The sequence below is a fragment of the Vibrio sp. 10N.261.51.A3 genome, from assembly GCF_041471965.1.
Lineage (GTDB): Bacteria > Pseudomonadota > Gammaproteobacteria > Enterobacterales > Vibrionaceae > Vibrio > Vibrio crassostreae_C.
In genome coordinates this window covers 1-23,547 of the sequence record NZ_JBFRPK010000054.1, presented here as the reverse complement: position 1 = coordinate 23,547, position 23,547 = coordinate 1, and the positions used below count along the sequence as shown (strand labels likewise).

The 23,547-nt window shown below is 45.2% G+C and carries 23 protein-coding genes; 7 read left to right on the top strand and 16 right to left on the bottom strand.

Annotated features, from left to right (window positions below; genetic code table 11):
• Nucleotides 1–12: 12 nt before the first annotated feature.
• From pyrB to aspA, 7 genes are all read right to left on the bottom strand, one after another.
• Nucleotides 13–942, bottom strand: coding sequence for an aspartate carbamoyltransferase (gene pyrB, locus AB4371_RS13975; protein ID WP_102394139.1), 930 nt, complete (start codon nt 940–942; stop codon nt 13–15).
• 489 nt (nt 943–1,431) lie between these two features.
• Nucleotides 1,432–2,442 (bottom strand): ornithine carbamoyltransferase, encoded by a 1,011-nt coding sequence (locus AB4371_RS13970; protein ID WP_017062722.1) that lies wholly within the window; start codon nt 2,440–2,442, stop codon nt 1,432–1,434.
• A 141-nt stretch (nt 2,443–2,583) separates the two neighbouring features.
• On the bottom strand, nt 2,584–3,495 hold the full coding sequence (arcC, locus tag AB4371_RS13965) for a carbamate kinase (protein WP_102394140.1): 912 nt from the start codon (nt 3,493–3,495) through the stop codon (nt 2,584–2,586).
• Between the two features lie 71 nt (nt 3,496–3,566).
• Nucleotides 3,567–4,790 carry an arginine deiminase gene (gene arcA, locus AB4371_RS13960; RefSeq protein ID WP_017062724.1) on the bottom strand — a complete coding sequence of 408 codons (1,224 nt, stop codon included), beginning with the start codon at nt 4,788–4,790 and terminating at the stop codon, nt 3,567–3,569.
• Nucleotides 4,791–5,607: 817 nt separating this feature from the next.
• Nucleotides 5,608–7,056 carry a YfcC family protein gene (locus AB4371_RS13955; protein WP_048659196.1) on the bottom strand — a complete coding sequence of 483 codons (1,449 nt, stop codon included), beginning with the start codon at nt 7,054–7,056 and terminating at the stop codon, nt 5,608–5,610.
• 508 nt (nt 7,057–7,564) lie between these two features.
• Nucleotides 7,565–8,872, bottom strand: coding sequence for an anaerobic C4-dicarboxylate transporter (locus AB4371_RS13950; protein ID WP_017061168.1), 1,308 nt, complete (start codon nt 8,870–8,872; stop codon nt 7,565–7,567).
• A gap of 180 nt (nt 8,873–9,052) precedes the next feature.
• Nucleotides 9,053–10,504 (bottom strand): aspartate ammonia-lyase, encoded by a 1,452-nt coding sequence (gene aspA / locus AB4371_RS13945; RefSeq protein ID WP_372150145.1) that lies wholly within the window; start codon nt 10,502–10,504, stop codon nt 9,053–9,055.
• Nucleotides 10,505–10,784: 280 nt separating this feature from the next.
• On the opposite strand from aspA, the gene AB4371_RS13940 reads away from it, so the two are divergent.
• Nucleotides 10,785–11,312: an FxsA family protein gene (locus AB4371_RS13940; RefSeq protein WP_372150143.1), complete on the top strand. Its 528-nt coding sequence runs from the start codon at nt 10,785–10,787 to the stop codon at nt 11,310–11,312.
• Between the two features lie 175 nt (nt 11,313–11,487).
• On the opposite strand, the gene trmL is transcribed toward AB4371_RS13940, so the two are convergent.
• The 4 genes from trmL to AB4371_RS13920 form a co-directional block, all read right to left on the bottom strand.
• Entirely contained in the window at nt 11,488–11,967 is a 480-nt protein-coding gene (gene trmL, locus AB4371_RS13935) for a tRNA (uridine(34)/cytosine(34)/5-carboxymethylaminomethyluridine(34)-2'-O)-methyltransferase TrmL (RefSeq protein WP_009844716.1), read from the bottom strand.
• 77 nt (nt 11,968–12,044) lie between these two features.
• On the bottom strand, nt 12,045–12,662 hold the full coding sequence (locus AB4371_RS13930) for a superoxide dismutase (protein WP_372150140.1): 618 nt from the start codon (nt 12,660–12,662) through the stop codon (nt 12,045–12,047).
• 76 nt (nt 12,663–12,738) lie between these two features.
• Nucleotides 12,739–14,118 carry an envelope stress sensor histidine kinase CpxA gene (cpxA, locus tag AB4371_RS13925; protein ID WP_372150138.1) on the bottom strand — a complete coding sequence of 460 codons (1,380 nt, stop codon included), beginning with the start codon at nt 14,116–14,118 and terminating at the stop codon, nt 12,739–12,741.
• Nucleotides 14,118–14,807: a response regulator gene (locus AB4371_RS13920; RefSeq protein ID WP_017061163.1), complete on the bottom strand. Its 690-nt coding sequence runs from the start codon at nt 14,805–14,807 to the stop codon at nt 14,118–14,120. The genes cpxA and AB4371_RS13920 overlap by 1 nt, the downstream gene beginning before the upstream one ends.
• Nucleotides 14,808–14,985: 178 nt before the next feature.
• Here AB4371_RS13920 and AB4371_RS13915 point away from each other — a divergent pair, with 178 nt between their 5' ends.
• The 3 genes from AB4371_RS13915 (at nt 14,986) to pfkA (ending at nt 17,848) form a co-directional block, all read left to right on the top strand.
• Entirely contained in the window at nt 14,986–15,495 is a 510-nt protein-coding gene (locus AB4371_RS13915; RefSeq protein ID WP_017063671.1) for a CpxP family protein, read from the top strand.
• 164 nt (nt 15,496–15,659) lie between these two features.
• Nucleotides 15,660–16,568, top strand: a complete 909-nt coding sequence (fieF, locus tag AB4371_RS13910; RefSeq protein ID WP_029235400.1) for a CDF family cation-efflux transporter FieF — start codon at nt 15,660–15,662, stop codon at nt 16,566–16,568.
• Nucleotides 16,569–16,885: 317 nt separating this feature from the next.
• Complete coding sequence (gene pfkA, locus AB4371_RS13905; protein WP_017061160.1) at nt 16,886–17,848, top strand: 6-phosphofructokinase; 963 nt, start codon at nt 16,886–16,888, stop codon at nt 17,846–17,848.
• Nucleotides 17,849–18,218: 370 nt separating this feature from the next.
• On the opposite strand, the gene AB4371_RS13900 is transcribed toward pfkA, so the two are convergent.
• On the bottom strand, nt 18,219–18,572 hold the full coding sequence (locus AB4371_RS13900; RefSeq protein ID WP_017061159.1) for an endonuclease domain-containing protein: 354 nt from the start codon (nt 18,570–18,572) through the stop codon (nt 18,219–18,221).
• A gap of 142 nt (nt 18,573–18,714) precedes the next feature.
• Nucleotides 18,715–19,485: a triose-phosphate isomerase gene (tpiA, locus tag AB4371_RS13895; RefSeq protein WP_017061158.1), complete on the bottom strand. Its 771-nt coding sequence runs from the start codon at nt 19,483–19,485 to the stop codon at nt 18,715–18,717.
• Between the two features lie 249 nt (nt 19,486–19,734).
• Between tpiA and AB4371_RS13890 the strand changes: the two genes are divergently transcribed.
• The gene (locus AB4371_RS13890; protein WP_017061157.1) at nt 19,735–20,082 is read left to right on the top strand and encodes a 5-carboxymethyl-2-hydroxymuconate Delta-isomerase; all 348 of its coding nucleotides are present in this window, start codon (nt 19,735–19,737) and stop codon (nt 20,080–20,082) included.
• 45 nt (nt 20,083–20,127) lie between these two features.
• A complete protein-coding gene (locus tag AB4371_RS13885; protein WP_017063673.1) occupies nt 20,128–20,556 on the top strand; it encodes a DUF805 domain-containing protein in 429 nt (142 codons plus the stop codon).
• Between the two features lie 61 nt (nt 20,557–20,617).
• Here AB4371_RS13885 and AB4371_RS13880 read toward each other — a convergent pair whose 3' ends face one another.
• From AB4371_RS13880 to glpX, 3 genes are all read right to left on the bottom strand, one after another.
• Complete coding sequence (locus tag AB4371_RS13880; RefSeq protein ID WP_017061155.1) at nt 20,618–20,965, bottom strand: DUF3135 domain-containing protein; 348 nt, start codon at nt 20,963–20,965, stop codon at nt 20,618–20,620.
• A 122-nt stretch (nt 20,966–21,087) separates the two neighbouring features.
• The gene (locus AB4371_RS13875) at nt 21,088–21,708 is read right to left on the bottom strand and encodes a metalloregulator ArsR/SmtB family transcription factor (RefSeq protein ID WP_017063674.1); all 621 of its coding nucleotides are present in this window, start codon (nt 21,706–21,708) and stop codon (nt 21,088–21,090) included.
• 198 nt (nt 21,709–21,906) lie between these two features.
• Complete coding sequence (glpX, locus tag AB4371_RS13870; protein WP_017061153.1) at nt 21,907–22,914, bottom strand: class II fructose-bisphosphatase; 1,008 nt, start codon at nt 22,912–22,914, stop codon at nt 21,907–21,909.
• Nucleotides 22,915–23,238: 324 nt separating this feature from the next.
• On the opposite strand from glpX, the gene zapB reads away from it, so the two are divergent.
• A complete protein-coding gene (zapB, locus tag AB4371_RS13865) occupies nt 23,239–23,481 on the top strand; it encodes a cell division protein ZapB (RefSeq protein WP_008219652.1) in 243 nt (80 codons plus the stop codon).
• Nucleotides 23,482–23,547: the final 66 nt, after the last annotated feature.

The window sequence follows — 23,547 nt, the reverse complement described above, 5'->3', positions numbered from 1 at the left end:
TGTTTCTCCTGCTTATAAAGTGTCGTTAAGAACTAGGGCCAATAGGGCTTCGCGAGCGTATACACCGTTTTCAGCTTGTTCGAAGTAGTAAGCGTGTGGCGTTTTATCAACGTCGGTGGTGATTTCGTCGACGCGTGGCAGCGGGTGAAGTACCTTCATGTTTTGACGAGCGTCTTTCAATGTATCGGCGGTGAGGATGTAAGCCGATTTCATGTGTGCGTATTCCGACGCATCAAAGCGCTCTTTCTGCACGCGAGTCATGTACAGAACATCCAGTTCCGGCACGACTTCTTCAATGCTGCAGTGAGTGCTGTATTGGATGCCCATCTCTTCCAATTCTTCACAGATGTAATCTGGCATCTCTAAGACTTCTGGCGCGATAAAGAAGAAACGCACGTTATTGAATTTCGATAGTGCTTGCGTCAATGAGTGCACGGTACGGCCATATTTTAGGTCGCCGACGAACGCCACATTGAGGTTATCGAGCGTGCCTTGTGTTTCGTAAATCGAGAACAGGTCCAGCAAGGTCTGCGTCGGGTGCTGGTTAGCACCGTCGCCGCCGTTTACTACCGGCACACCGTTAGAAAATTCAGACGCTAAACGTGCTGCCCCTTCTTGTGGGTGACGCATCACAAAGGCGTCAACGTAAGAAGAGATAACCTGTACCGAATCGGCAAGTGTTTCGCCTTTCTTCGCCAGTGAGGTGTTACCGCCATTATCAAAGCCAATGACCGTGCCACCAAGGCGCTGGACGGCGGTCTCAAATGAAAGGCGAGTTCGAGTTGAAGGCTCAAAGAAGCAGCTCGCAACGACTTTATTTTTCAGCAACTCTGGGTTTGGCTCGGCCTTGAGTCTTGCTGCTGTGTCGACGATAAGCTCCAGTTCATTACGAGTGAGCTCAGGTATGGAGATGATGTGCTTGTTAAATAACGAATGCGCCATAACGGGTCTTCCTTCTATGCATACAGTCAAATTGCGGACAAAAAAAAGCCCCCTAAAAATAGGAGGCTTCGAAACGATCAATAGAGCAAAATAAAAATGACACCACCGCCACTCTTTGGCGTGTAGTTTGACAATCATGTGCGACAGAATTGCAGTTCATTTTTTGCTCTCTTAAGACAAATTGCGGAGGATTATACTCAGATAAAAAGGCCATGCAATACTTTCCGTAAAGTATTCATTTAATGGATTTTTATGCGAAACAACCTCTACATTTTGCTTTGATTTAAGCCCTTGTTGAAACAGAAAATCTCAGGGTTTTTGGGGCGATAATGCCCTCAAGTACATGAAAAAAAATGCGGGCTTTATCCAAGGGCTAAATCCCAAGTTCGCCGCCCGCATTTCCCTGTCATTACACTTAACTTGTCAATGTCTCGCGAACAAGTGAGTGCTTAACTTCTTAGTTGTTTCGATTCTTAGCTGTTTAGGTAATTAACTGCCTAGTGTTGCAACCATTACTGCTTTGATGGTGTGCATGCGGTTTTCAGCTTCATCGAACACGATAGAGTATTCAGACTCAACTACCTCATCAGTCACTTCCACACCGTCTTTTAGCTGTGGATATTCAGCCGCAAGTTGTTTGCCTACCGTGGTATCTTCGCCATGGAAAGCTGGCAGACAGTGCATGAATTTCACATGTGGGTTACCCGTTGCTTTCAGCATTTCCATGTTCACTTGGTAAGGCATCATTAGGTTGATACGCTCAGCCCATGCTTCTTTCGCTTCGCCCATAGATACCCAAACGTCGGTGTACAGGAAGTCACAACCTTGCACGCCTTCTTGAACATCTTCAGTCAGTGTAATTTTGCCACCTGTGTGCTCTGCGATTTCACGACACTGAGCCAATAGTTCTTCTTGTGGCCAGAACTGTTTTGGAGCAACAAGGCGAATGTCCATGCCCATTTTCGCTGCGCCAACCATCAGAGAGTTACCCATGTTGTTGCGAGCATCACCTAGGTAAGCAAAGCTGATTTCATGCAGTTGTTTACCACGGCCGTATTCCGTCATGGTTAGGAAGTCAGCAAGAATTTGTGTAGGGTGGAATTCGTCAGTCAGACCATTCCATACTGGAACTCCAGCGTAAGCGCCTAGCTCTTCAACAATCTCTTGACCGAAGCCGCGGTATTCAATGCCATCGTACATACGGCCAAGAACGCGAGCGGTATCTTTCATTGATTCTTTGTGGCCAATTTGAGAGCCAGATGGGCCTAAGTAAGACACGCGAGCGCCTTGGTCGAATGCCGCTACTTCGAATGCACAGCGAGTACGAGTTGAGGTTTTCTCAAAGATAAGCGCAATGTTTTTGCCAGTTAGTGTTGGCTGTTCGTAACCGTTGTACTTCGCTTTTTTTAGCTCCATAGAAAGATCTAATAAGTGTTGAATTTCGCGTGGAGTGAAATCTAGTAGTTTTAGGAAGTTACGATTGCGTAGGTTAAAAGCCATGATGTATTCCTTCTTAGATTTAGGCGCTTTCTTGTTACAGGGAAAGAAAATTCAAGAAAGCGCGATTCAATTTTTGTGTATTAATTTCAGTTCAAACGGTGATTCAGTTTTCTCGCAAGGTTTGAAAAGCTCGCGAGTAGATTAATCTTTGGTGATGTTGGTGCCCGCCAAGCCTTGCAGGATTTGCAAACCATCTTCGAGTGCACCAATACCGACGACTTTGCCGCCTTGCTGAATGAATTCGCACGATGCTTCAATTTTTGGTCCCATAGAGCCTGCATCAAATTCGAATTTCGCCAGTTCACTTGGTGTGGTGCTGCGCAGTGCGTGTTGAGTCGGTTTGCCCCAATCAAGGTAAACAGCGTCCGCGTCGGTCAAAATAAGCAGTGCATCCGCATCCAGTTGTTTCGCTAAGAAAGCCGCTGACATGTCTTTGTCGATAACCGCTTCAACACCCACTAATTTGCCGTTCTCTTTTTTCACTGGGATGCCACCGCCGCCAGTACAAATCACTAGGTGGCCTGCATCGATAAGTTGGGTGATCGCTTCGTGCTCAACAATGCCAGTAGGGCGTGGGCTTGGCACAACGCGACGGAAGTGTTGGCCGTCTGGTTTGACGATCCAGTGGAATTTCTCCGCCAATTCACGCGCTTCCGCTTCTTCGTAGATCGGGCCAATCGGCTTCGTTGGATCGGCGAATGCAGGATCGTTTGGATCAACGGTCATTTGCGTCAACATGCACGAGATGTTGCGGTTAGGTAGATAGTTCTTGAACTCTTGCATCAGCATGTAGCCGATCATGCCTTGCGTTTCGCTACCCAATACATCCAGTGGGTATGGATTTACTTTCTTGTACTCCAAACCTTGCAGAGCAAGTAAGCCAACTTGTGGGCCATTACCGTGTACTAACACCACGTTGTACTCTTTGGCGATTTCCGAGATGGTTTTCACCGCTGTTTCAATATTACGGCGCTGAACGTCAGCTTCTAACGGCTCACCGCGACGAAGTAGGGCGTTACCACCGAGTGCAACAACAACAGTTTGTTTAGTCATAATTGTGTTCTCTCATTGTGGCCAAGTTGAGGTTATTTGCGTTCGCCAACTTGGCCGTTTCGTCTTAGTGATTAGATACCATCACGCTCAATAGGGCAGCTCATGCAGCGTGCGCCACCGCGACCGCGGCCAAGTTCATCACCAGGGATAGGAAGAACTGTGATGCCTGCTTTGTCGTATTTTTCATTGGTGTAGGTGTTGCCTTCGTAGCCAATCACGACGCCAGGTTTAACCGTTAGAACATTGTTTGCATCGTTCCACTGCTCACGCTCTGCATGGAAGTTGTCACCACCGGTCGTGATTAGGTTTAGCTTGTCTACGCCAAGTGCTTTTTCGATAGCTGTTACGAAGTAGCCTTCTTCTTTCACTTTCACTGCGCCAGACTCATCGCCAGTTAGGTTCCAGCACTGCACGTCTTTACTCACCACTTCAGGGTATACAGAGAACGTATCTTCGTTCATGTGCGTCATCACGGTGTCTAAGTGCATGCAAGAGCGGTGTTTCGGTAGTTGCATTGCGATAACTTGTTTCGCTTGACCGTGTTTGAATAGGCTAGACGCTAAGTGCTCAACACCTTGTGCTGTTGTGCGCTCAGACATACCGATAAGCACCGTGCCGCGACCGATTACAAGAACGTCACCGCCTTCAATCGTTGAATTGTCATAGCTGATGTTTTCTTCATCGCCGAAGTATTTAATGAAATCTTGGCCTGCGAATGTTGGGTGCCAGCGGTAAATAGCGCGAACGTGGTTGGTTTCACGTTGACGAGCTGGTTTCGCCATCGGGTTGATGGATACACCACCGTATACCCAGCAAGATGTGTCACGAGTAAATAGGTGGTTTGGTAGCGGTTCGATAATGAAGTCGGTTGGTGCATGCATGCCTTGCATCATTGAAGATGATTTCATTGGCATTTCAGCGTAAGACAGGCCGCCCGTTAGGATTTTTGCTAGCTCTAGGTTTGGTAAGTCGCCCAAGTAGCAGCGCACGTCGTTAGCAAAAGTTTTGCCTAAGCGGTAATCAGAAACTTGATGATTCAAAAGCCAATCTTTCGCTTCTGGCACTGCTAGCGTGTCCGCTAGTAGGTCAGTAAGAAGAAGAACTTCAACACCTTGATCACGTAGCGTTTGAGTAAATGCGTCATGCTCTTTACCTGCACGCTCAACAGCCAGTACGTCATCAAATAGTAAATCGTGACAGTTAGAGGGTGTTAGGTGAGTCAGTGCGCGTCTTGGACGGTGAACTAGAACGCGGCGTAATTGACCTATTTCAGAACCTACATAGAACTTACTCATGATCGTCTCTCTCTTATATATTTGAATTACTTTTATCGCTAAGAGTAATTATTTATTTTCAGTTGAGAAGAATGAATTATTTATTCATATCTCTTGTCTGGAATTAATATTACGCCTGCTAGTCAGGTATTCTTAGAGATCTATCACAAATCGTTTTTTATCCCTCAGCCCTTTAAAATTAAGGGTTTTAACAAACTTTATGCACTTTTAACTATTGGCTATCCCTTCTAAATAGTTAACTCTTTGGGAACATTATGCATACTTTTTTCACTCGTATTACTAGAGTGGGAATTACAGGGGTTTATATGCAAAATAATTTTATTGATAAGAATGAGCTTAAGATGGAAGTATGCAATGTTAGTATTTATATATTTAATTTTGAATATGAAATTAATTATTCTTTAACAATTTAAATGCGAATAAAGCTATTGCGGTCACACTTTACAATCGAGTGTTTTAATCCGATTTTCTATGAAAATAGCTAATGCTTGTCCTTTGGTTATTACAGATTAATTTACTTTGAATATAATTAACTCTAATAAGTGACTAAGTATTTATCTAAATATAGTAGCGATGAATATTTGATTTTTAATTAACCTTAGTATCGATATTTAAAGGTTATCTTTGCTTTCTAGCAAGTGTCTCAGCTCGTTTAGGCTTTGCGGCTTTGATAGGTAGATAGATTAATAGAGTGGCTTTAAATGATGCGTGTGCAGCTTGTGAGGGTGTTTCGATGGAAGGGTTTTGTTGGTCATCGATAGTGACAAAAAAAGCCGCTAGAAAGCGGCTTTGAGTGAGAAAGTGAGGTGTGTAGGTTTTAGATAAGCGCACCAATACTCAGAACAATGATGCAGAACACCATCAAGATACCGACTAGTGGCATTACCCATTTAACCCAGCGTACATAAGGGACGCGAGCAATCGCCAAGCCACCCATCACCACCGCGGAGGTTGGCGTAATTAGGTTCACCAAGCCAGATGCTGATTGGTACGCAGTGATAACCAGGTCACGACCTACGCCAGCAAAGTCAGCCAGTGGTGCCATGATTGGCATGGTAAGTACCGCCAAGCCAGAGGTCGATGGAACTAAGAACGACAGTAGAATCTCTAAGAAGAACATCACGTTAATGAAGATAACCGAAGAAAGCCCCGTTACCATTTGTTCTGCAGAGAAGAGAATGGTATCGGTGATCATACCGCGGTCCATCACCACTACGATACCACGTGCAATACCTATGATAAGCGCAACACCAAGTAGGTCGCGGGCACCATCAATAAAGCTGGTGGTAAACTCTTCTTCGCTCATACGAGCCACAATACCGACGATGATGGTTGCTGCTAAGAACATTGCAGAGATCTCTGCCATCCACCACCCAGCAACGGATACACCGTAAATCATTACCGCGAATGAACCACCAAAAATGGTCAGAATCAGTTTACGAGTTGCGGTGAATTCCAGTTTTTCGCCACTTGCGTTGCCAAGGAAGTGCGCTTTGTTCTCTTCGTATTTGTCGTACACAATGGATTTGCTTGGATCGGCTTGAACCATTCTTGCGTAGCGCATCACGTAGGCGACACAGATACCCCAACCAATAATCAACATCGCAATACGCAACACGATACCGTCGGTAAATGGAATGCCAGAGGCGTTGGCAGCGATCACGGTTGCGAATGGGTTAATGGTTGAACCTAGCACCCCAATCCCTGCGCCAAGTAGTACCGTCGCAGCAGCCACCAGAGGGTCAAAGCGAGCAGCCATCATTACAGGCACCAACAATGTATAGAATGGTAGTGATTCTTCCGCCATGCCGTAGACAGTACCGCCTGCGGCGAACAGTGCCATCAGTATTGGTATCATCAACTCTTCTCGCCCTTCTAATCGGGCGGTAACGCGTTCGATACCGGCATCAATCGCCCCCGTCTTAGTTACTAGTCCTAAGAAGCCACCAATGATTAGGATGAACAGCGAAACGTCGATTGCCGCAGCTTCATAGCTATTGTGGTCGTAGAAGCCGTCAATAGGCGCTAGCAGTACGTCAATCACGCCTTGAGGGTTACCTTCTACCGCTTGATAGGTTCCGGTTACGGGTACTTCTCGGCCTAGCTCTTCATTCATTGCTCGGTCGTATTGGCCTGCTGGAACAATCCAGGTAAGCAGAGCGACGAACGCTATCAGAATAAATAGAATGGTGTAGGCAGAAGGGAATTTAAAGTTGGCAAAGAAGCCGCCCTTTTTTTTCTCGCTTGGTATCGTTTGAGTTGTCATGGCTATCTCCTTACATCATCTTAAATAGAAGTGATGTGAATTAGCGACTAATGATTTATAGATTGTAAATACACGGACACTTATAAAGCACTCAACGATATAAAGTTGCTGACTTTAAATTAAGGTTTTTTATATTTACTAATCCAAATGAAGTTAGATTTAATTTAGCTGCGGTTATTTTATTCCTTACTTTGGTATTTAAGTTTGGTGCTGTTCACAAAAATAATGGCTAATGAATGGGCTGAAAAATGGCAGGAAATCGCCTAGGTTTTTTGGTTAGTTAGCTTGGATTAATATTCGTTGTGGATTAACTAGAAGTGGGAGGAGATTGATTTGATAGGTGTTGTTTATGATCGGTTTGAATAATCTTGGAATTTTATTCAAACTTTATTTTTAGGCGGTTTTTAAAGTTTATAATGGTTATTTGATGCGTATCAAATAACACATTGAGTAGAAAACAAAAAAGGAAGCCGAAGCTTCCTTTTAAATGTTCAATCACCAGCGAATGTTAGATAAACAGACCGCCGAATGCGAAGCCTAGTGCTACCGCAGTACTGATTGTTACCACACCTGGAATGAAGAATGGGTGGTTGAATACGTAGTTACCGATACGCGTTGAGCCTGTATCATCCATCTCAACCGCTGCCAGTAGCGTAGGATAAGTTGGAAGTACGAACAGCGCACTTACCGCAGCAAAAGAAGCAACGGCTGTTAGTGGTGCTACGCCAATCGCTAGTGCTGCAGGCATCAGTGCAACCGTTGTTGCGCCTTGAGAGTAAAGCAGCATAGAAGCGAAGAACAGAACAAGAGCCAGCATCCATGGGTAGTCAGCCAGTAGAGCGCCTGCTACGTCTTTGATTTCAGCTACGTGTGCGTTTACAAATGTTGAACCTAACCAAGCCACACCAAGTACACATACACATGCCGTCATACCAGAGCGGAACGTTGGCGCAGAAGAAATCTTCGCCGCATCAATCTTAGTGAACATCACGATAGCCGCTGCTGCTGCCAGCATCACAGACATGATCGCTTCGTTACGGCCCAGAGCTGGGTTTTCAATTAGGCCAACAGAGCTAGAGATAGCCGCTGCGTAACAAACCACGAAACCAATCGCTGCTAGGAAGATGTACGTTGCTTTCTTCGCTGTAGGTAGAATTTCGCGTTTCTCTTCTGTCGCCAGTTTGATTAGACCTTTCTCTAGACGTTCTTGATAAACAGGATCGTCTTTCAATTCGCTACCCATGTAGTTAGCAACAACCGCACCAACCATACAAGCGATGAAGGTTGTTGGGATACAAACCATCAATAGCGTTAGGTAATCAACACCAAATGGTGCCAACATTGCTGCGAAAGCCACAACTGCAGCCGAGATTGGCGAAGCTGTGATAGCAATTTGAGAAGCGACAACTGCGATAGACAGTGGACGAGAAGGACGAACACCTTGGCCTTTCGCTACTTCTGCAATAACAGGAAGCGTAGAGAATGCTGTGTGACCAGTACCCGCCATTAATGTCATTACAAAGGTCACAATCGGCGCGTAAAAGGTGATGCGTTCAGGGTGTTTACGCAAAAAGTTTTCGGCAATTTGTACCAACCAGTCCATACCGCCAGCAACTTGCATTGCAGCAATTGCGGTGATAACTGACATGATGATCAAGATTACGTCGATCGGGATGAAAGATTGGCTTGTTGGAACGCCAAGAATAAGTGAAAGGGCAATAACACCAGCACCACCGGCAAAACCAATACCGATACCGCCAATTCTGGCCCCCAAAAAGATAAAGAGCAGGACGACAAACAGTTCTACTGCAATCATAAGTAACACCTCATTTAGATTTTATTATGTGAACATTCGCCGCTGGAATGTTCACATAATAGTTCTATGGTTTAGATTCAATTTGGCAAAAGCGCAACCAACGGAAATCCACAAAATAATCATGGTTAACCGTATTGGAGCCTAAAAAAGGGCTCCGTTTGGAACCCTTTCTCGCTAACTTTATTCGTAGCGCTTCGCTTTATACTGAGGATGCATCAAATTTTCAACAGAGAAAATGTCATCAAGTTCTTCTTCGGTTAATAAACCGCGCTCTAGAACCACATCACGAACGCTCTTACCTGTCTCAGCACAGATCTTACCAACAATGTCACCCTCGTGGTGGCCAATGTATGGGTTTAGGTAAGTGACGATACCGATAGAGTTAAATACGTGCGCTTCACATACTTCTTTGTTCACCGTAATGCCGTCTACACACTTGTCGCGTAGGTTCACACAAGCGTTTGTTAGGATGTCTAGAGACTCAAACATGCTTTGTGCAATAACAGGTTCCATTACGTTCAGTTGAAGTTGACCACCTTCCGCAGCGAAAGAAACCGTGTTGTCGTTACCTAGAACTTTGAAGCAAACTTGGTTTACTACTTCAGGTACAACTGGGTTTACTTTAGCAGGCATGATTGAAGAACCTGCTTGCAGTTCAGGTAGGTTTAGCTCGTTCAAACCAGTACGTGGACCTGAAGAAAGTAGACGCAAGTCGTTACAGATCTTAGATAGCTTAACTGCTAGACGCTTAAGTGCGCCGTGCGTCATTACGTATGCGCCACAGTCAGACGTTGCTTCGATTAAATCTTCAGCCGCTACACACTCTAGGCCTGTTACTTCTGCTAGGTGTTTCACTGCTAGGCCTTGGTAACCCGGTGCTGCGTTCAGACCTGTACCGATAGCCGTTGCGCCTAGGTTTACTTCAAGCAGTAGTTTTGAAGTGTATTCTAGGTTTTTGATTTCTTCATTGATGGTTACAGCCCAAGCGTGGAACTCTTGGCCAACCGTCATTGGAACTGCGTCTTGAAGCTGAGTACGACCCATCTTCAAAATCGTGTTGAATTCTTGGCTCTTAAGCTCGAATGCACCTTTTAGGTATTCGATCGCATCAATCAGTTTACGAACGCTGTTGTAAACAGAGATACGGAAGCCAGTTGGGTAAGCACAGTTTGTAGATTGGCTGCGGTTTACATGGTCGTTCGGGTTGATGAACTCGTATTGGCCTTTTTCTTTGCCCATAAGTTCAAGAGCCACGTTCGCAACAACTTCGTTTGCGTTCATGTTTACAGAAGTACCAGCACCACCTTGGAAAACGTCCGATGGGAACTGATCCATGCACTTACCCGTGTCTAGAATTAGGTCACAAGCTTGGATGATGTATTTAGCCACTTCGCTTGGAATTACACCTAACTCTTTGTTTGCTAAAGCCGCCGCTTTCTTAGTCATCACCATACCGCGAACGAATTCAGGTACATTTGAGATCGTTACATTTGAGATGTTGAAGTTTTCAACTGCGCGTAGAGTGTGGATGCCGTAGTAAGCATCAGCCGGAACATGACGTTGACCTAATAGATCTTCTTCGAGACGAGTAGCTTGAGGAGCTTCAACTTGAGCTTCTGATTGAGTAGCCATAACAGGATCCTTAGAGAATTATTCTGATTATATAGTTATTAGCCTATTCTGTGTGCAAATACTCCGTTCGCTAGAATATTGGGCTGATAAATCCGTCCTGACTTATGTGGCACATGATACTGTACTTAGCGCATAAAAATATTAAGTGGATCACCTTTTTCGGTTTTGTTTCGTCAATATTTTGCAAAGTTATTCTTGGTCAATAAACACGCTTATTTACAGGATAAATTTGAGATTGTTAGGGCTTTCAGCGTAAACTGCAAGTAACAAAGGAGGGCGTGTGTTTCCTATCTTATTATTACTATTTATCTTCGTACCCATCATTGAGATTGGGCTATTTATTCAAGTTGGTGGCTTCTTAGGATTGTGGCCAACTATTGCGTTGGTTCTGATCACTGCATTTGTGGGTGCATCGCTGGTTCGTAGCCAAGGCATTCAGACACTTATGTCTGTGCAAGGTCGCTTGCAACAAGGCGAAATGCCAGCACAACAGATTCTTGAAGGCGTGATGCTTGCAGTTGCCGGTGTATTGCTGCTGACTCCGGGTTTTATGACGGACGCACTCGGTATGTTGGTATTATTGCCAGCACCAAGAGCGATGATTGCCAAGAAAATGATGGAAAAAATGGTGGTGACCAACATGTCTGGTGGTTTCCATGCCGGTGGACAAGCTGGTTTTGGCCAGAGCCCATTTGGACAAGACCCATTCAATCGCGATCCATCTGACCAATCAAAAGACGGCAACACCTTTGAAGGTGAGTTTGAGAAGAAAGACGACGACAACAACGATCGTAACCGCTTAAACTAATTAATTTTTTCTCTCTTTATAAAGAGGGAAAACAGAAAAGGCTCTTACCTTTATCCTTCGCAAGAAAGTGATAATGGTAAGAGCCTTTTTTATTGTCTGTCGCTAGCTGTTACTTACTGTTTACTATCGATAACAGATAACAGATAACAGATAAAAGATAAGCTTGAGTGTTCGGTTATACCGCGCCTTCAAAACCCATTTGTCGCCATGCTTCAAAAGCAATGATTGCCACTGCGTTAGACAGGTTCAGGCTGCGCGCGTCTGGCATCATTGGAATACGAATGCGTTGTTCCATTGGCATACTTTCGATGAATTCAGCAGGCAGCCCGCGAGTCTCTGGGCCAAACATCAACACATCACCTTGTTGGAATTTTGCATCAACGTGGTGACCTGTCGTTTTAGTGGTGCAGGCAAAGATGCGGAAGTCACCCTCGCGTTCATTCTCAAGATACTCAAGGAAAGCTTCTAGGTTCTTGTGACGCTTAACTCGCGCAAGGTCGTGGTAATCCAAGCCAGCACGACGAACCTTCTTCTCTTCAAAATCAAAGCCAAGCGGTTCAATCAGGTGCAGGTTTGCGCCGCAGTTAGCACATAGGCGGATGATGTTACCCGTATTGGGTGCAATTTCTGGTTCGTATAGAGCGATATCAAACATGTTGGTTCACAAGAGTAATCAAAGATAGCCCGAGTATACGGTGGCAAGCTGAGTGAGTACAGTTCACCACCATTCGCTTACGCTTTATTCGCGAGTGCTTGTGCGTAGTTTTCAGCAACCGCCTTCCAATTCACCACATTCCACCATGCGTTGATGTAATCAGGACGACGGTTTTGGTAGCTGATGTAGTAGGCGTGTTCCCAAACATCGAGCGCAAGAATCGGTTCGCCATCACTGACAACGGTATCCATCCACGGATTATCTTGGTTCGAGGTTGAGATGATCTTCAGTTGCCCTTGCTCTACCACTAGCCAAGCAAAGCCGGAGCCAAAGGTATTGATCGCCGCTTGGGCGAACTGATCTTGGAATGTCTCGAAATCACCGAAGGTACTCTTGATAGCCTCACCAAGCTCGCCCGTAGGTTCACCACCGCCGTCTCGCGACATGCAGTTCCAGTACAAGATATGGTTGTAGTAGCCGCCACCATTGTTGCGCACGGCAGGGCTGTGCTGTGAGATATTAGCGAAGATCTCAGTCAGAGATTGCTGTTCTAGTTCGCTGCCAGACACCGCCGCAACAAACTTATCGTAGTAGGTTCTATGGTGCTTGCTGTAATGCACTTCCATCGTTTTAGCATCAATGTAAGGTTCTAGGGCATCGTAAGCGTAGGGTAGTTCAGGGAAAGTGTGCGACATGGTAAATCCTCCATAATTAGAGGATTCACCATAATGATAATAGCAATCATTATCAACTGCGATCTTTGTAGGGGTATTACACCGGTAAGATAGGCAGGGTGATTTCGAGTTGTAATCCACCGAGCTGGCTGCGGGTTGCGGTGATGGTTCCGCTGTGTTGGCGAATCGCACTTTCAGTAATGGTTAATCCAAGCCCTGTGCCGCCAGAGTTTCTGTCACGCGCTGTTGAGACACGGTAAAAAGGTCTGAAGATAGAATCGAGTTCATCCTCTGGAACACCATCACCATTATCATTGACGCAAATTGTTAGCTGATCTTGAACCACATGGAACTGTACATCCACTTGGTCTTTACCGTAGTAGATGGCATTGCGTGTAATGTTGTCTAGCGCACTCATCAGCAGTTTAGGGTTCCCCGAAATAGAGCGTTCTGGGATCTCCGAGAACGTCAGTTGTTTGCCCATCTGTTCGGCTTCAAACTCTGCGTCTTTTAAGATCTCTTCCCATAGGCTCGAGATAGGCTGAACCTCACGAGTAATATGGCTGTCGACCTGCATACGAGATAGCGTCAGCAGCTCACTGATCATCTGTTCCAAACGCTGTGCTTCGGTATCAATGCGTTCTAACTCTTGGCTCTCGCCTTGTTTACGAATTGCCAGTGCATTGGCCATGCGAAGACGTGTCAGTGGCGAGCGGAGCTCGTGTGAGATATCAGAGAGCAGGCGTTGTTGCCCCGAAATCATCTGGTTTACCGCTTCTACCATCTGGTTAAAGCTTTCACCAGCTTGTCTGAACTCTGAAGTACCTTTTTCGAGTGTTGGATCGACCTCGAATTGACCTTTCGCCACGCGTTGTGCCGCGCGTTCTAGCCTGCGAGCGGGTTGACTCAGTGCCCAAGCTAACCAAAGTAATAGCGGGGTACTCGCCAACATCACGGCAAGCAATAGCTGCAGAGGTCTATCAAACAGGCGCAGTAAGAATGGCGGTGGTTGGTTCCACTTCACTCCGGCATACATCAGCAACTCTTCACCAGCGAGAGTAATTGGCACTGGCCCTGCGACCATGTAGTGTCCGTAGAGTTTTTGCTTCGGTATGTCAGGGTTATCAATCGAGGTAACAAAGTTACGAATCGCCTTTAGCTTATAGTCTGAATGCCTTTTCGAGGTAAGGACTGCGCCCTCAAGATCGGTCAGGTAGATGCGAGCTCTAGAATCCTTGCGGCTGCGTGGCGCCTCCAGTTGGAAGACAATCTTGCCCAGATTAGGTTCTTTGGCGTAGCGTTTCTCTGTGATTTTAGCGATACGCTCGAGTTTATCGAGGTGATCTGCGGGCACATCTCGCGCGACTCGAGGGTCTAAATGGGGAAGTGACAGCACCGACAAAAGCACCAGTAACATGGTGAACCAAAAGATAGCAAAGATACGTCCATATAAGCTGGTGATTTTAGGTATACGCATTAATCTTCCTCTACCAATAAGTAGCCACGGCCTCGTAAGGTTTTGATACGTGATTTGCCGTCAGTGCGCTCAGGAATCTTCTTACGTAGATTAGAGATGTGCATGTCTATCGCGCGGTCAAACGCTGCGAGCCTTTTACCCAGCACATCCAAACTCAATGCTTCTTTGGTGATCACTTGCCCTGGGTTTTGGATAAGGTGACTCAGTAGGGCGAACTCGGTTGTGGTGAGGTCGATGAGCTCCCCATTGCAGTAGGCTTCTTGTTTGCCCGGGAAGACTTCGATGTCTTGATATTGAACTCTATCACTGGCCGCCTTAGGTGCGGTGTTGGTTTGAGTACGACGCAAGATAGCTCGAATACGAGCTAACAACTCTCGGTCACTGAAAGGTTTAGGTAGGTAATCATCCGCGCCAAGTTCAAGACCAATCACACGGTCGATCTCTTCGCCTTTTGCGGTCAGCATTAGTACCGGCGTTTCCCAATTTTCCCTCAGCTTTTTTAGCGTTTCCATGCCATTAAGGCGCGGCATCATCACATCCAAAAGAATCAGGTCAATCTCATCATTGATCGCTTCAAGCCCGGCATAGCCATCATTGGCTTCGGAGACAGTGAAGCCCTCAAAGCTCAAAATGTCTTTAAGTAAGCTGGTTAACTCTGTGTCGTCATCAATAAGAAGAATGTTCGCCATTGGGAAGCCTTAATCATTTAGTTAGGTTAATAATACTGCTAATTATTCGTCAACTTTCACTCTTTACGATTCTTTACGCTTTCTAAACGTCACTTTACGAGGGAAAGACTAATCTATATTCAAGCGCTGAGAAACAGACGCAACACATGACTTATTATACCGAATTGAGGCAACAATTATGAAAATGACTAAGAAACTTGTACTAGCAGCTGCGGCACTTCCACTTATTTTTGGTACAGCAAGCGCGTATGCTTACGGTGGTGGTGATAAAGGTGACCACAAAGGTATGCACGACAAGTGTGGCGGTTTCGATAAAAAAGTAATGCGCCAACTAGACCTAACCGACGCTCAAAAAGAACAGTTAAAAGAGATGCGTGAAGCAGACCGTGCTGAGATGAAAGCAAAGCGCGGTGCAAACAAAACGGCAAAAATGGCGCAAATGAAAGCGCATCACGAAAAGGTTCAAGCATTGGTACTTGCTGACAACTTTGACGAAGCAGCAGCAAACGACCTAGCAAGCCAAATGGTTGAGAAGCAAACTGAGCGTCGCGTAGCAATGCTTAAGAAGCAACACCAAATGATGAGCGTACTAACGGCTGAGCAAAAGACTCAACTGAAAGAAATCCAACAAGAGCGCATGACTAAGTGTGCTGACAAAATGGGAAAACGCATGAACAAAGACAAGTAATTCATTGCTTGAGAAATCAGCGTTGAATGAAAGTGTTTAGAAAGAAGCGGCCGAGTGTCGCTTTTTTTGATCCTTAAAAATGAATGTTTTACATCATGGCTGTCATATTCAATTGGTGGTTTGCAGGTTATACTTTGTGCTATCAGTCACTTTATAGCCAAGTTATGAAACAAGAATACGCACGTTTAGTTACGCTCGCCGCTTGGGCAGCCACCACCATCGCCACTATTTTATTGATAGTGAAAGTCGCAGCTTGGTGGGTGACAGGTTCCGTGAGTCTGTTGGCTTCCGTCGTGGATTCAATGCTAGATATCGCGGCCTCTGTCGTTAACCTTATCGTGGTTCGTTACTCTCTGCAGCCTGCCGACAAAGAGCACACCTTTGGTCATGGTAAGGCTGAATCTCTCGCTGCATTAGCGCAGGCAATGTTTATTTCAGGCTCTGCATGTTTCCTTATTCTCAATGGTATTGAGCGCTTCTTCCGACCTCATGAACTGAATTCTCCAGAGATTGGTATCTATGTCAGCTTATTTGCGATGGTGATGACCTTCGGTTTGGTTCGATTCCAAAAGCATGTGGTCAACAAAACAGGCAGCCAAGCTATTGCGGCCGACTCTCTGCACTATCAATCAGACCTTTATATGAACGCTGCGATCATGCTGGCACTGGCATTGAGCTGGTTTGGGATTGGTCAGGCGGACTCAGTATTCGCGGTCGGTATCGGTATCTACATTCTGTACAGCGCTTATCAAATGGCGATGGAAGCGGTTCAGTCTCTGCTTGATCATAAGCTGCCAGATGATGAGCTGAAACAGATTAAAGAGACATCATTGAGCGTGGAAGGCGTGTTGGGTGTGCATCAATTACGAACGCGTCGCTCGGGGCCAATACGCTTCATCCAACTGCATCTAGAATTGGAAGATAATATCCCACTTATTGAAGCGCATCGCATTTCTGACGAAGTAGAGGCTAAGCTTATCTCCGTGTTCCCTGATGCTGATGTATTAATTCACCAAGACCCGTATTCGGTCGTATTTGGACCAGAGAAGCAGCAGAAATTCCACTCGTGGTAATGCGTGCTAAAAATCAGCGGGCAAATGGTAAGTGAGTGGCTTTTGAACTAAAGTGAGTAAAAATTATTAACTGTTAGGTGATTCAAAAACCACCTTAGTAACAATTAATGTTGATTCTGATGTGAATCAACAAAGTTATTGAGTAAAACTGTAATACTCTTACAGAAGTAGAAATGTTACATAATTTTACGCGATTTGAGTGCTATTCCTGTTGAGGAAATGTAACATAACGCACAAATATAGATTTAAAATCTTGTTGATATACAATCAGCAAGAACAAGAATTGAATAATAGATTCCCAAAAATCGAGGGTGAGCATGATTAAGAAGATCGGTGTTTTGACCAGTGGTGGTGACGCTCCAGGTATGAACGCAGCAGTTCGCGGCGTTGTTCGTACTGCGTTATCAGTTGGCATTGAAGTTTACGGTATTTACGATGGCTACCAAGGCCTTGTTGAAGACCGTATCGAAAAGCTTGACCGTTCAAGCGTATCTGACGTGATCAACCGTGGTGGTACTTTCTTAGGTTCTGCACGTTTCCCTGAATTTAAAGACGTTGCTGTTCGTGAGAAAGGCATTGAGAACCTTAAGAAACACGGTATCGAAGCACTTGTTGTTATCGGTGGTGACGGTTCTTACATGGGTGCTAAGAAGCTGACTGAAATGGGTTACCCATGTATCGGTCTTCCAGGCACAATCGATAACGATATCGCGGGTACTGACTACACAATCGGTTACCTAACAGCGCTTAACACTGTTATTGATTCAATTGACCGTCTACGTGACACGTCTTCTTCTCACCAACGTATTTCTATTGTTGAAATCATGGGCCGTCACTGTGGTGACCTTACGCTTATGTCAGCAATCGCGGGTGGTTGTGAGTACATCATTACTCCAGAGACTGGCCTAGATAAAGAACAGCTTATCAGCAACATCCAAGATGGTATTGCGAAAGGTAAGAAGCACGCAATCATCGCTCTAACTGAGCTAATGATGGATGCTAACGAACTGGCTAAAGAGATCGAATCTTCAACAGGTCGTGAAACTCGTGCAACGGTTCTTGGTCACATCCAACGTGGTGGTCGTCCTACTGCATTTGACCGTGTATTGGCTTCTCGCATGGGTAACTACGCTGTTCACCTTCTTCAAGAAGGTCACGGTGGTCGTTGTGTGGGTATCGAGAAAGAAGAACTTGTTCACCACGACATCATCGATTGTATCGAGAACATGCAGAACCCAGACCGTTCTGAGCTGTTCCGCGTTGCAGAAGAGTTGTTCTAAGCCACGCTTAGCGTTCGCTTAAAGAATTTAAAAACCGCTGATTATTCAGCGGTTTTTTTGTGCCTGCCGTTCTTTAGATTCATTGTAAAATCCCCTCCTAGCCTCCCCTTATGTCAGGTTTCTAGAGCCCTTTAGCTTTCATTGGAAAGGGGAGGAACCGTTCCGTAGTTGTTGGAGCATATACCGACTACAACAAATTTTAGCGATTAACGTAAGCTTTCCTATTAGCGATTTATTGAACATTTTATGGTTTCAGTAAGCCTAGGAACCTAAGTGAACAAAGAAAGTTCTCCCCCTTTACCTTAGATCGGCAGGGTAATCGAAAATGTTGAAATAAGGGGGAGTTAGAGGGGGATGTGTACACAGAAGTTTATTTGGGGATTGAATTCATGATTTTCACCAAAACTTCTTCAAGATTCTGATTAACTTCATTATTGGTAAAGCGAAGCACCTTGATTCCAATCTTGTTTAAGTCTCGTGTACGCTGATGATCGTAAGCCTGTGCTTGTTCTGAAAAGTGGCTATTACCATCTATCTCAATGGCCAGTTTTAGTTCACAGCTGAAGAAATCCACGACGTACTTTCCGATGCTATGTTGTCTGCGAAACTTAATACCAAGCTGCTTGTTCCGTATATAAAACCATAGCTTGCGTTCTGGTTGAGGCATGTTGTTTCGGAGCTGTTTTCGAAATGTGTTTAGATGAGCTTGTGTATAAATCTTCATAACGCAGTCTAATAAACCGGAATGTTATTAAGTTACAAAGAGCTCAGTGCAAAAAAGAGGTTGGGAGTGGCGGTTTTCGAGCGAGATCAAAAAAGGCCAACCTAAGTTGACCTTTCATCTAATCTAAACGGTGAGGTTTAAATTAAGCTTTTGCTTCAGCTGCTGCTTTAGCGATAGCTGCGAAGCTTTTCGCGTCTAGAGCTGCGCCGCCAACTAGAGCACCGTCGATGTCTGGTTGTGCGAAGTAAGCTGCTGCGTTTTCTGGCTTAACAGAACCGCCGTATTGGATAACAACTTTCTTAGCAACTTCTTCAGATTTCTCTGCGATGTGTGCACGGATTTGAGCGTGGATGCGTTGTGCATCTTCAGCTGTAGCTGCTTTACCAGTACCGATAGCCCAGATTGGTTCGTAAGCGATGATAGCGCCTTCAAGAGCTTCAACACCTTGAGTGTTGATAACAGCGTCAAGTTGACGAGCACATACTGCAACAGTTTCGCCTGCTTCGTTTTGTGCTTCAGATTCACCGATACAAAGAACTGGAGTTAGGCCGTTCTCTTTTAGGAATGCGAATTTCTTAGCTACGAACTCATCTGATTCGTTGTGGTATTCACGACGCTCAGAGTGACCGATGATGATGTGAGATGCGCCGAACTCTTTAAGCATTGCTGGAGACATGTCGCCAGTGAATGCACCGCTGTTGTTTAGGTCAGAGTTTTGAGCACCTAGGATGATCGCGCTGCCCGCTTCAGTAAGCGTACGCTCTGCTAGATCAACGAAAAGTGCTGGTGGAGCAACTGCTACGTCTACGCCTGTTACGCCTTCAAGTTCAGCGTTAAGACCGTTTAGTAGATCAACAACCATTTCTTTGCTGCCGTTTAGTTTCCAGTTACCCATAACTACAGGATGACGCATAGGAATATCTCCAAAGTATTTAAATAAATCGAATGTAAAAAAGTAAACTTTATTACGAAATAATATAACAGATTAATATCAACAGATCATGACTGTGGTCATGACTTTCTTGGATCTTACTCAATGGTCAGAGTAGATTTTGAGCATATATCAGTGATCCGGCAGACAGAATAATAGCTAACTTCTCGGATTTTTCATCGTTAGTTGTTATTAAGGGACAAACGATTGCGTTAACAACAGGAAGTAACAATGCCGAATCTAGTTCTAGAGTACTCCAATTCAGTGGATGAGCGAGTAAATATCCAAGGCTTACTGGAAGATCTCCACCAAGTCGCTCTCACATGTGGCTTGTTTGATGTGCCATCAGTGAAATCTCGTTCACTGCGTTGCCATAATTGGTTGGTCGGTGATGAGGAAGATAGTGTAGACTTTATTCATATCAGCTTTGAGTTACTTTCGGGACGAACGGAAGAGCAAAAGCGAGAATTGTCACGATCGTTAATGCAGATCCTGCAAGAACAAGCGAGTCATGTAAGAAGCTTAACGGTGAATATTCGTGATATGGATAAAAGTTGCTTTCAAAAAGTAATAAACTAACCATTGCTGCTGACTTTTAGCGGCGTATAAATTTGAGTATTTAAGATGTCGATGAAAGAATTACTGCTCTCTTTCAAGGGGAGAATTGGTCGTAAGACTTACTGGATTTGGAATGTTTTCTACTACATAGCGATTACCGGTTTTGCTTCAGGTATCTCTGTGTTGTTCCCTGCTTACTCTTATATCCTGCTACCAATCATCCTATTGATGCTTGTGATCCCAGACCTTGCGGTAACCGCTAAGCGCTGGCACGACCGCAATAAGTCTAATTACTGGCTACTATTGAATGTGCCATTAGTATTGGGTCGTTTAGCTTCGCCAATGGTTGCAACGACGACAGAGCCGGTATCGCCAATTCATATGGCGGCAACCGTCGCGGCATTAGTGTGTGGTTTCTGGATTCTGATTGAGTGTGGTTTGTTGAAAGGTACAGAAGGCCGTAATGACTACGGCGAAGACCCATGTAAATATTGAACAGCGAACCAATAAGAAGGGGGCATTACGCTCCCTTTTTCTTTTTAGTGCTTTGCTAATTTCAGTACATTTTAGGTTCGGTATTCGGCTTAAAAGGCACGACATTTTCAGGCAGAGATTCTTCAAAGCCGCAGCGCCCTTCGAGTGCATCTTGGAACTTACAGACCTGACAGCGCAGCTCTTGCATGAGTACGACATTGGCGTGGTGTGGGTTTTTACAACGGCTAACCACTAAGTCGATGTGACTTTGCTGCGCACGAAGTCGGTCTTGCATCACGTCTGAAGCCGAACAAATCATCTGTTCGCACATCTCGTGTTTGAATTGATTGAATGCTTTCGGGTCGCTTTTCGCGAGTTGGACAAGTTCATCAAAGGGTGGCAGTTTTTGAGCGGGTTGTGGATGCGCCATCATTCCTTCCTTAGCATTAAGCGTGTTTCATATGCTCTAAGCTTAAGAAAGAAATCTGTACAAATTTTAATCTATTTGTATTTTCTCAATATTGAGACGGTATTAGCCGATTACCTTTGCAATCAAAGGGCGGGTGTTAAGGTGTAAGTGCAGCGTCGTTCGCCAGCAATGATGTGCTCTGTACGGCTCACGTGACACTCATCTTTTAGTAACTCAGTAAACACGTTGAGCTCAGATTGGCACAGGCTAGGGCAGCGAGTTGCAGCCTTACAGATAGGGCAGTGGTTCTCAATTAAGATGTAGTGATCATCATGCTCTTGAAGCTCAGCCATGTAGCCTTCGTCTTCACGAAGCTGGGTGAGTTTTTTAAGCTTGCTGATGAGTGAATCACAGCCAGACAGCGCAGTTTGATACTGCTTAAGAGTGTGTTGTTCACGCTCGGCAGCAACCTTAGCCAGCCCTTCTTTACCAAATAGATTCTCGACAGCATCAATCACTTGAATGGTGAGTTCACCATGTCGGTCTGAAAATTGGTTATGACCTTGTTGAGTCAGGGACCAGTGGCGAGTCGGGCGACCCACTTTCACTTTCACATCATGAAACGCAAGAATACCGTCATCTTCCAGGCTTTGCAGATGTTGCCTTGCCCCCATTGTCGTCATGCCAAATTCTTCTGACAGTTGTTTCGCGGTTACCGCGCCTTGACGCTTAATGGTCTGTAAGATTCTGTCGCTTGTTTTCATACTATCCCTACCTAATGAACCTTACTATTATGAGGCAAGGTGTTTATAAAGCAAACCATTTACTATATTGATGATAATTTACTCTATAGATAGCGTTTTACTCTATTGGCTGCCATGGTCAGATTCTGGTGCGCTAATAAAACAAAAGGCTGATACTAGGTATCAGCCTTGGAATATTCTGTTTCACCGAATTTAGGCTTACAGGATATGACCTACTACTTCTGGATCTTTACGCTCTAGGTAGTGGATAGATTTGATGCGGCGAATTGTACGGCAGCGGCCACGGATAAGCAGGGTTTCTGTGGTTGCGATATTACCTTGACGAGAAATACCTTCTAGCAAGTCACCCTTAGTGATGCCTGTTGCTGAGAATACAACGTTGTCGCTGCGTGCCATGTCTTCCATCTTCAATACGATACCCGCCGTTACGCCCATTTCTGCGCAGCGCTCAAGTTCAAGTTCACCGTGCTTGCGGTTCTCTTCTGTGTCGCCTTTCACTTCGTGGCGAGGTAGAAGACGACCGTGCATGTCGCCGTCGAGTGCGCGAATTACCGCCGCTGAGACCACACCTTCAGGTGCGCCGCCGATGCAGTACATGACGTCTACTTCACTGTCTGGCATACAGGTTAAGATAGAAGCCGCAACATCACCGTCTGGCACAGCAAATACACGAACGCCCATTGCTTGCATGTCGGCGATGACTTGATCATGACGAGGCTTAGCAAGCGTGGTTACGACTAGAGTATCAAGTGTTTTACCTAGTGCTTTAGCGATGTTTTCTAGGTTTTCTGTTAGTGGCAGTTCTAGGTCAATCACGCCTTTAGCGCCAGGGCCAACAACCAACTTTTCCATGTACATATCAGGCGCTTTAAGGAAGCTGCCTTTTTCGCCCGCAGCCAATACAGCCAATGCATTTGATTGGCCCATTGCTGTCATGCGTGTCCCTTCAATTGGGTCAACTGCGATGTCGACAGCGTCGCCGCCCACACCTACGTTTTCGCCGATGTATAGCATAGGTGCATCATCGATTTCACCTTCGCCGATAACAATCTCACCGCTAATTTCGGTTTTGTTTAATAGGCTACGCATTACTTCTACAGCAGCGCCATCTGCAGCGTTTTTATCGCCACGGCCAAGCCACTTGTAACCAGCTAGTGCTGCACCTTCTGTGACACGAGAGAATGACATTGCTAAATCGCGTTTCATGCGGACTCCAAAATTTTCAAAGGGGGAATAGAAATTTCGCGGCGAATTTTACCATATCCAAAAGGAAACGTTTGCCTTTTTGTTTTTTGGAGATTGCTCTCGATCAATTCGCAGTGGAAAACAGTTATTATTCATCAAAATAATCGGTTTGCCGTTGTGGCGGTAATCGTTCACGTCAATATTCGGTAAAAAGTGCTGTTTTTTTCATCGAATGGCGCAAAATATCGAATATATTGAGTGTTTATCCTTGCTCTGCTGAGTAGAATGGGGAAATAAGTGGAGTGAACCTTCACCATCAAACGGATAACTTAAAGGTAGGCCAGAATGTCTTTTGAAGTACTAGAGCAGCTAGAAGCAAAAATTCAAACAGCAGTAGATACAATTGCACTTCTTCAAATGGAAGTGGAAGAGCTTAAAGAAGAGAAACAAGCACTAGCAACAGAAGCTGGTGAGCTTAAAGCAAGCCGTCACGAGCTAGAGCAAAAAACTCAGCAAATGCAGGAAGAGCATTCAGCATGGCAAGATCGCATCCGTAACCTTCTTGGTAAAATGGATGAAGTAGAGTAATCGACTCTTCAGATTTAAAAAAACGCCCGCTACTCAGTAGCGGGCGTTTTTGTTGTGCGCCGAGCA

What these genes read in the sequence shown, in the direction of transcription:
- tpiA (WP_017061158.1), bottom strand. Translation starts at nt 19,485, where the DNA reads ATGCGTCATCCTGTAGTTATGGGTAACTGGAAACTAAACGGCAGCAAA.
- AB4371_RS13950 (WP_017061168.1), bottom strand. Translation starts at nt 8,872, where the DNA reads ATGATTGCAGTAGAACTGTTTGTCGTCCTGCTCTTTATCTTTTTGGGG.
- AB4371_RS13920 (WP_017061163.1), bottom strand. Translation starts at nt 14,807, where the DNA reads ATGGCGAACATTCTTCTTATTGATGACGACACAGAGTTAACCAGCTTA.
- AB4371_RS13955 (WP_048659196.1), bottom strand. Translation starts at nt 7,056, where the DNA reads ATGACAACTCAAACGATACCAAGCGAGAAAAAAAAGGGCGGCTTCTTT.
- pyrB (WP_102394139.1), bottom strand. Translation starts at nt 942, where the DNA reads ATGGCGCATTCGTTATTTAACAAGCACATCATCTCCATACCTGAGCTC.
- pfkA (WP_017061160.1), top strand. Translation starts at nt 16,886, where the DNA reads ATGATTAAGAAGATCGGTGTTTTGACCAGTGGTGGTGACGCTCCAGGT.
- trmL (WP_009844716.1), bottom strand. Translation starts at nt 11,967, where the DNA reads ATGTTTGATATCGCTCTATACGAACCAGAAATTGCACCCAATACGGGT.
- arcC (WP_102394140.1), bottom strand. Translation starts at nt 3,495, where the DNA reads ATGACTAAACAAACTGTTGTTGTTGCACTCGGTGGTAACGCCCTACTT.
- glpX (WP_017061153.1), bottom strand. Translation starts at nt 22,914, where the DNA reads ATGAAACGCGATTTAGCAATGTCATTCTCTCGTGTCACAGAAGGTGCA.
- fieF (WP_029235400.1), top strand. Translation starts at nt 15,660, where the DNA reads ATGAAACAAGAATACGCACGTTTAGTTACGCTCGCCGCTTGGGCAGCC.
- AB4371_RS13885 (WP_017063673.1), top strand. Translation starts at nt 20,128, where the DNA reads ATGTCGATGAAAGAATTACTGCTCTCTTTCAAGGGGAGAATTGGTCGT.
- AB4371_RS13890 (WP_017061157.1), top strand. Translation starts at nt 19,735, where the DNA reads ATGCCGAATCTAGTTCTAGAGTACTCCAATTCAGTGGATGAGCGAGTA.
- AB4371_RS13915 (WP_017063671.1), top strand. Translation starts at nt 14,986, where the DNA reads ATGAAAATGACTAAGAAACTTGTACTAGCAGCTGCGGCACTTCCACTT.
- AB4371_RS13930 (WP_372150140.1), bottom strand. Translation starts at nt 12,662, where the DNA reads ATGTCGCACACTTTCCCTGAACTACCCTACGCTTACGATGCCCTAGAA.
- zapB (WP_008219652.1), top strand. Translation starts at nt 23,239, where the DNA reads ATGTCTTTTGAAGTACTAGAGCAGCTAGAAGCAAAAATTCAAACAGCA.
- AB4371_RS13880 (WP_017061155.1), bottom strand. Translation starts at nt 20,965, where the DNA reads ATGGCGCATCCACAACCCGCTCAAAAACTGCCACCCTTTGATGAACTT.
- arcA (WP_017062724.1), bottom strand. Translation starts at nt 4,790, where the DNA reads ATGAGTAAGTTCTATGTAGGTTCTGAAATAGGTCAATTACGCCGCGTT.
- AB4371_RS13900 (WP_017061159.1), bottom strand. Translation starts at nt 18,572, where the DNA reads ATGAAGATTTATACACAAGCTCATCTAAACACATTTCGAAAACAGCTC.
- AB4371_RS13970 (WP_017062722.1), bottom strand. Translation starts at nt 2,442, where the DNA reads ATGGCTTTTAACCTACGCAATCGTAACTTCCTAAAACTACTAGATTTC.
- AB4371_RS13875 (WP_017063674.1), bottom strand. Translation starts at nt 21,708, where the DNA reads ATGAAAACAAGCGACAGAATCTTACAGACCATTAAGCGTCAAGGCGCG.
- aspA (WP_372150145.1), bottom strand. Translation starts at nt 10,504, where the DNA reads ATGGCTACTCAATCAGAAGCTCAAGTTGAAGCTCCTCAAGCTACTCGT.
- cpxA (WP_372150138.1), bottom strand. Translation starts at nt 14,118, where the DNA reads ATGCGTATACCTAAAATCACCAGCTTATATGGACGTATCTTTGCTATC.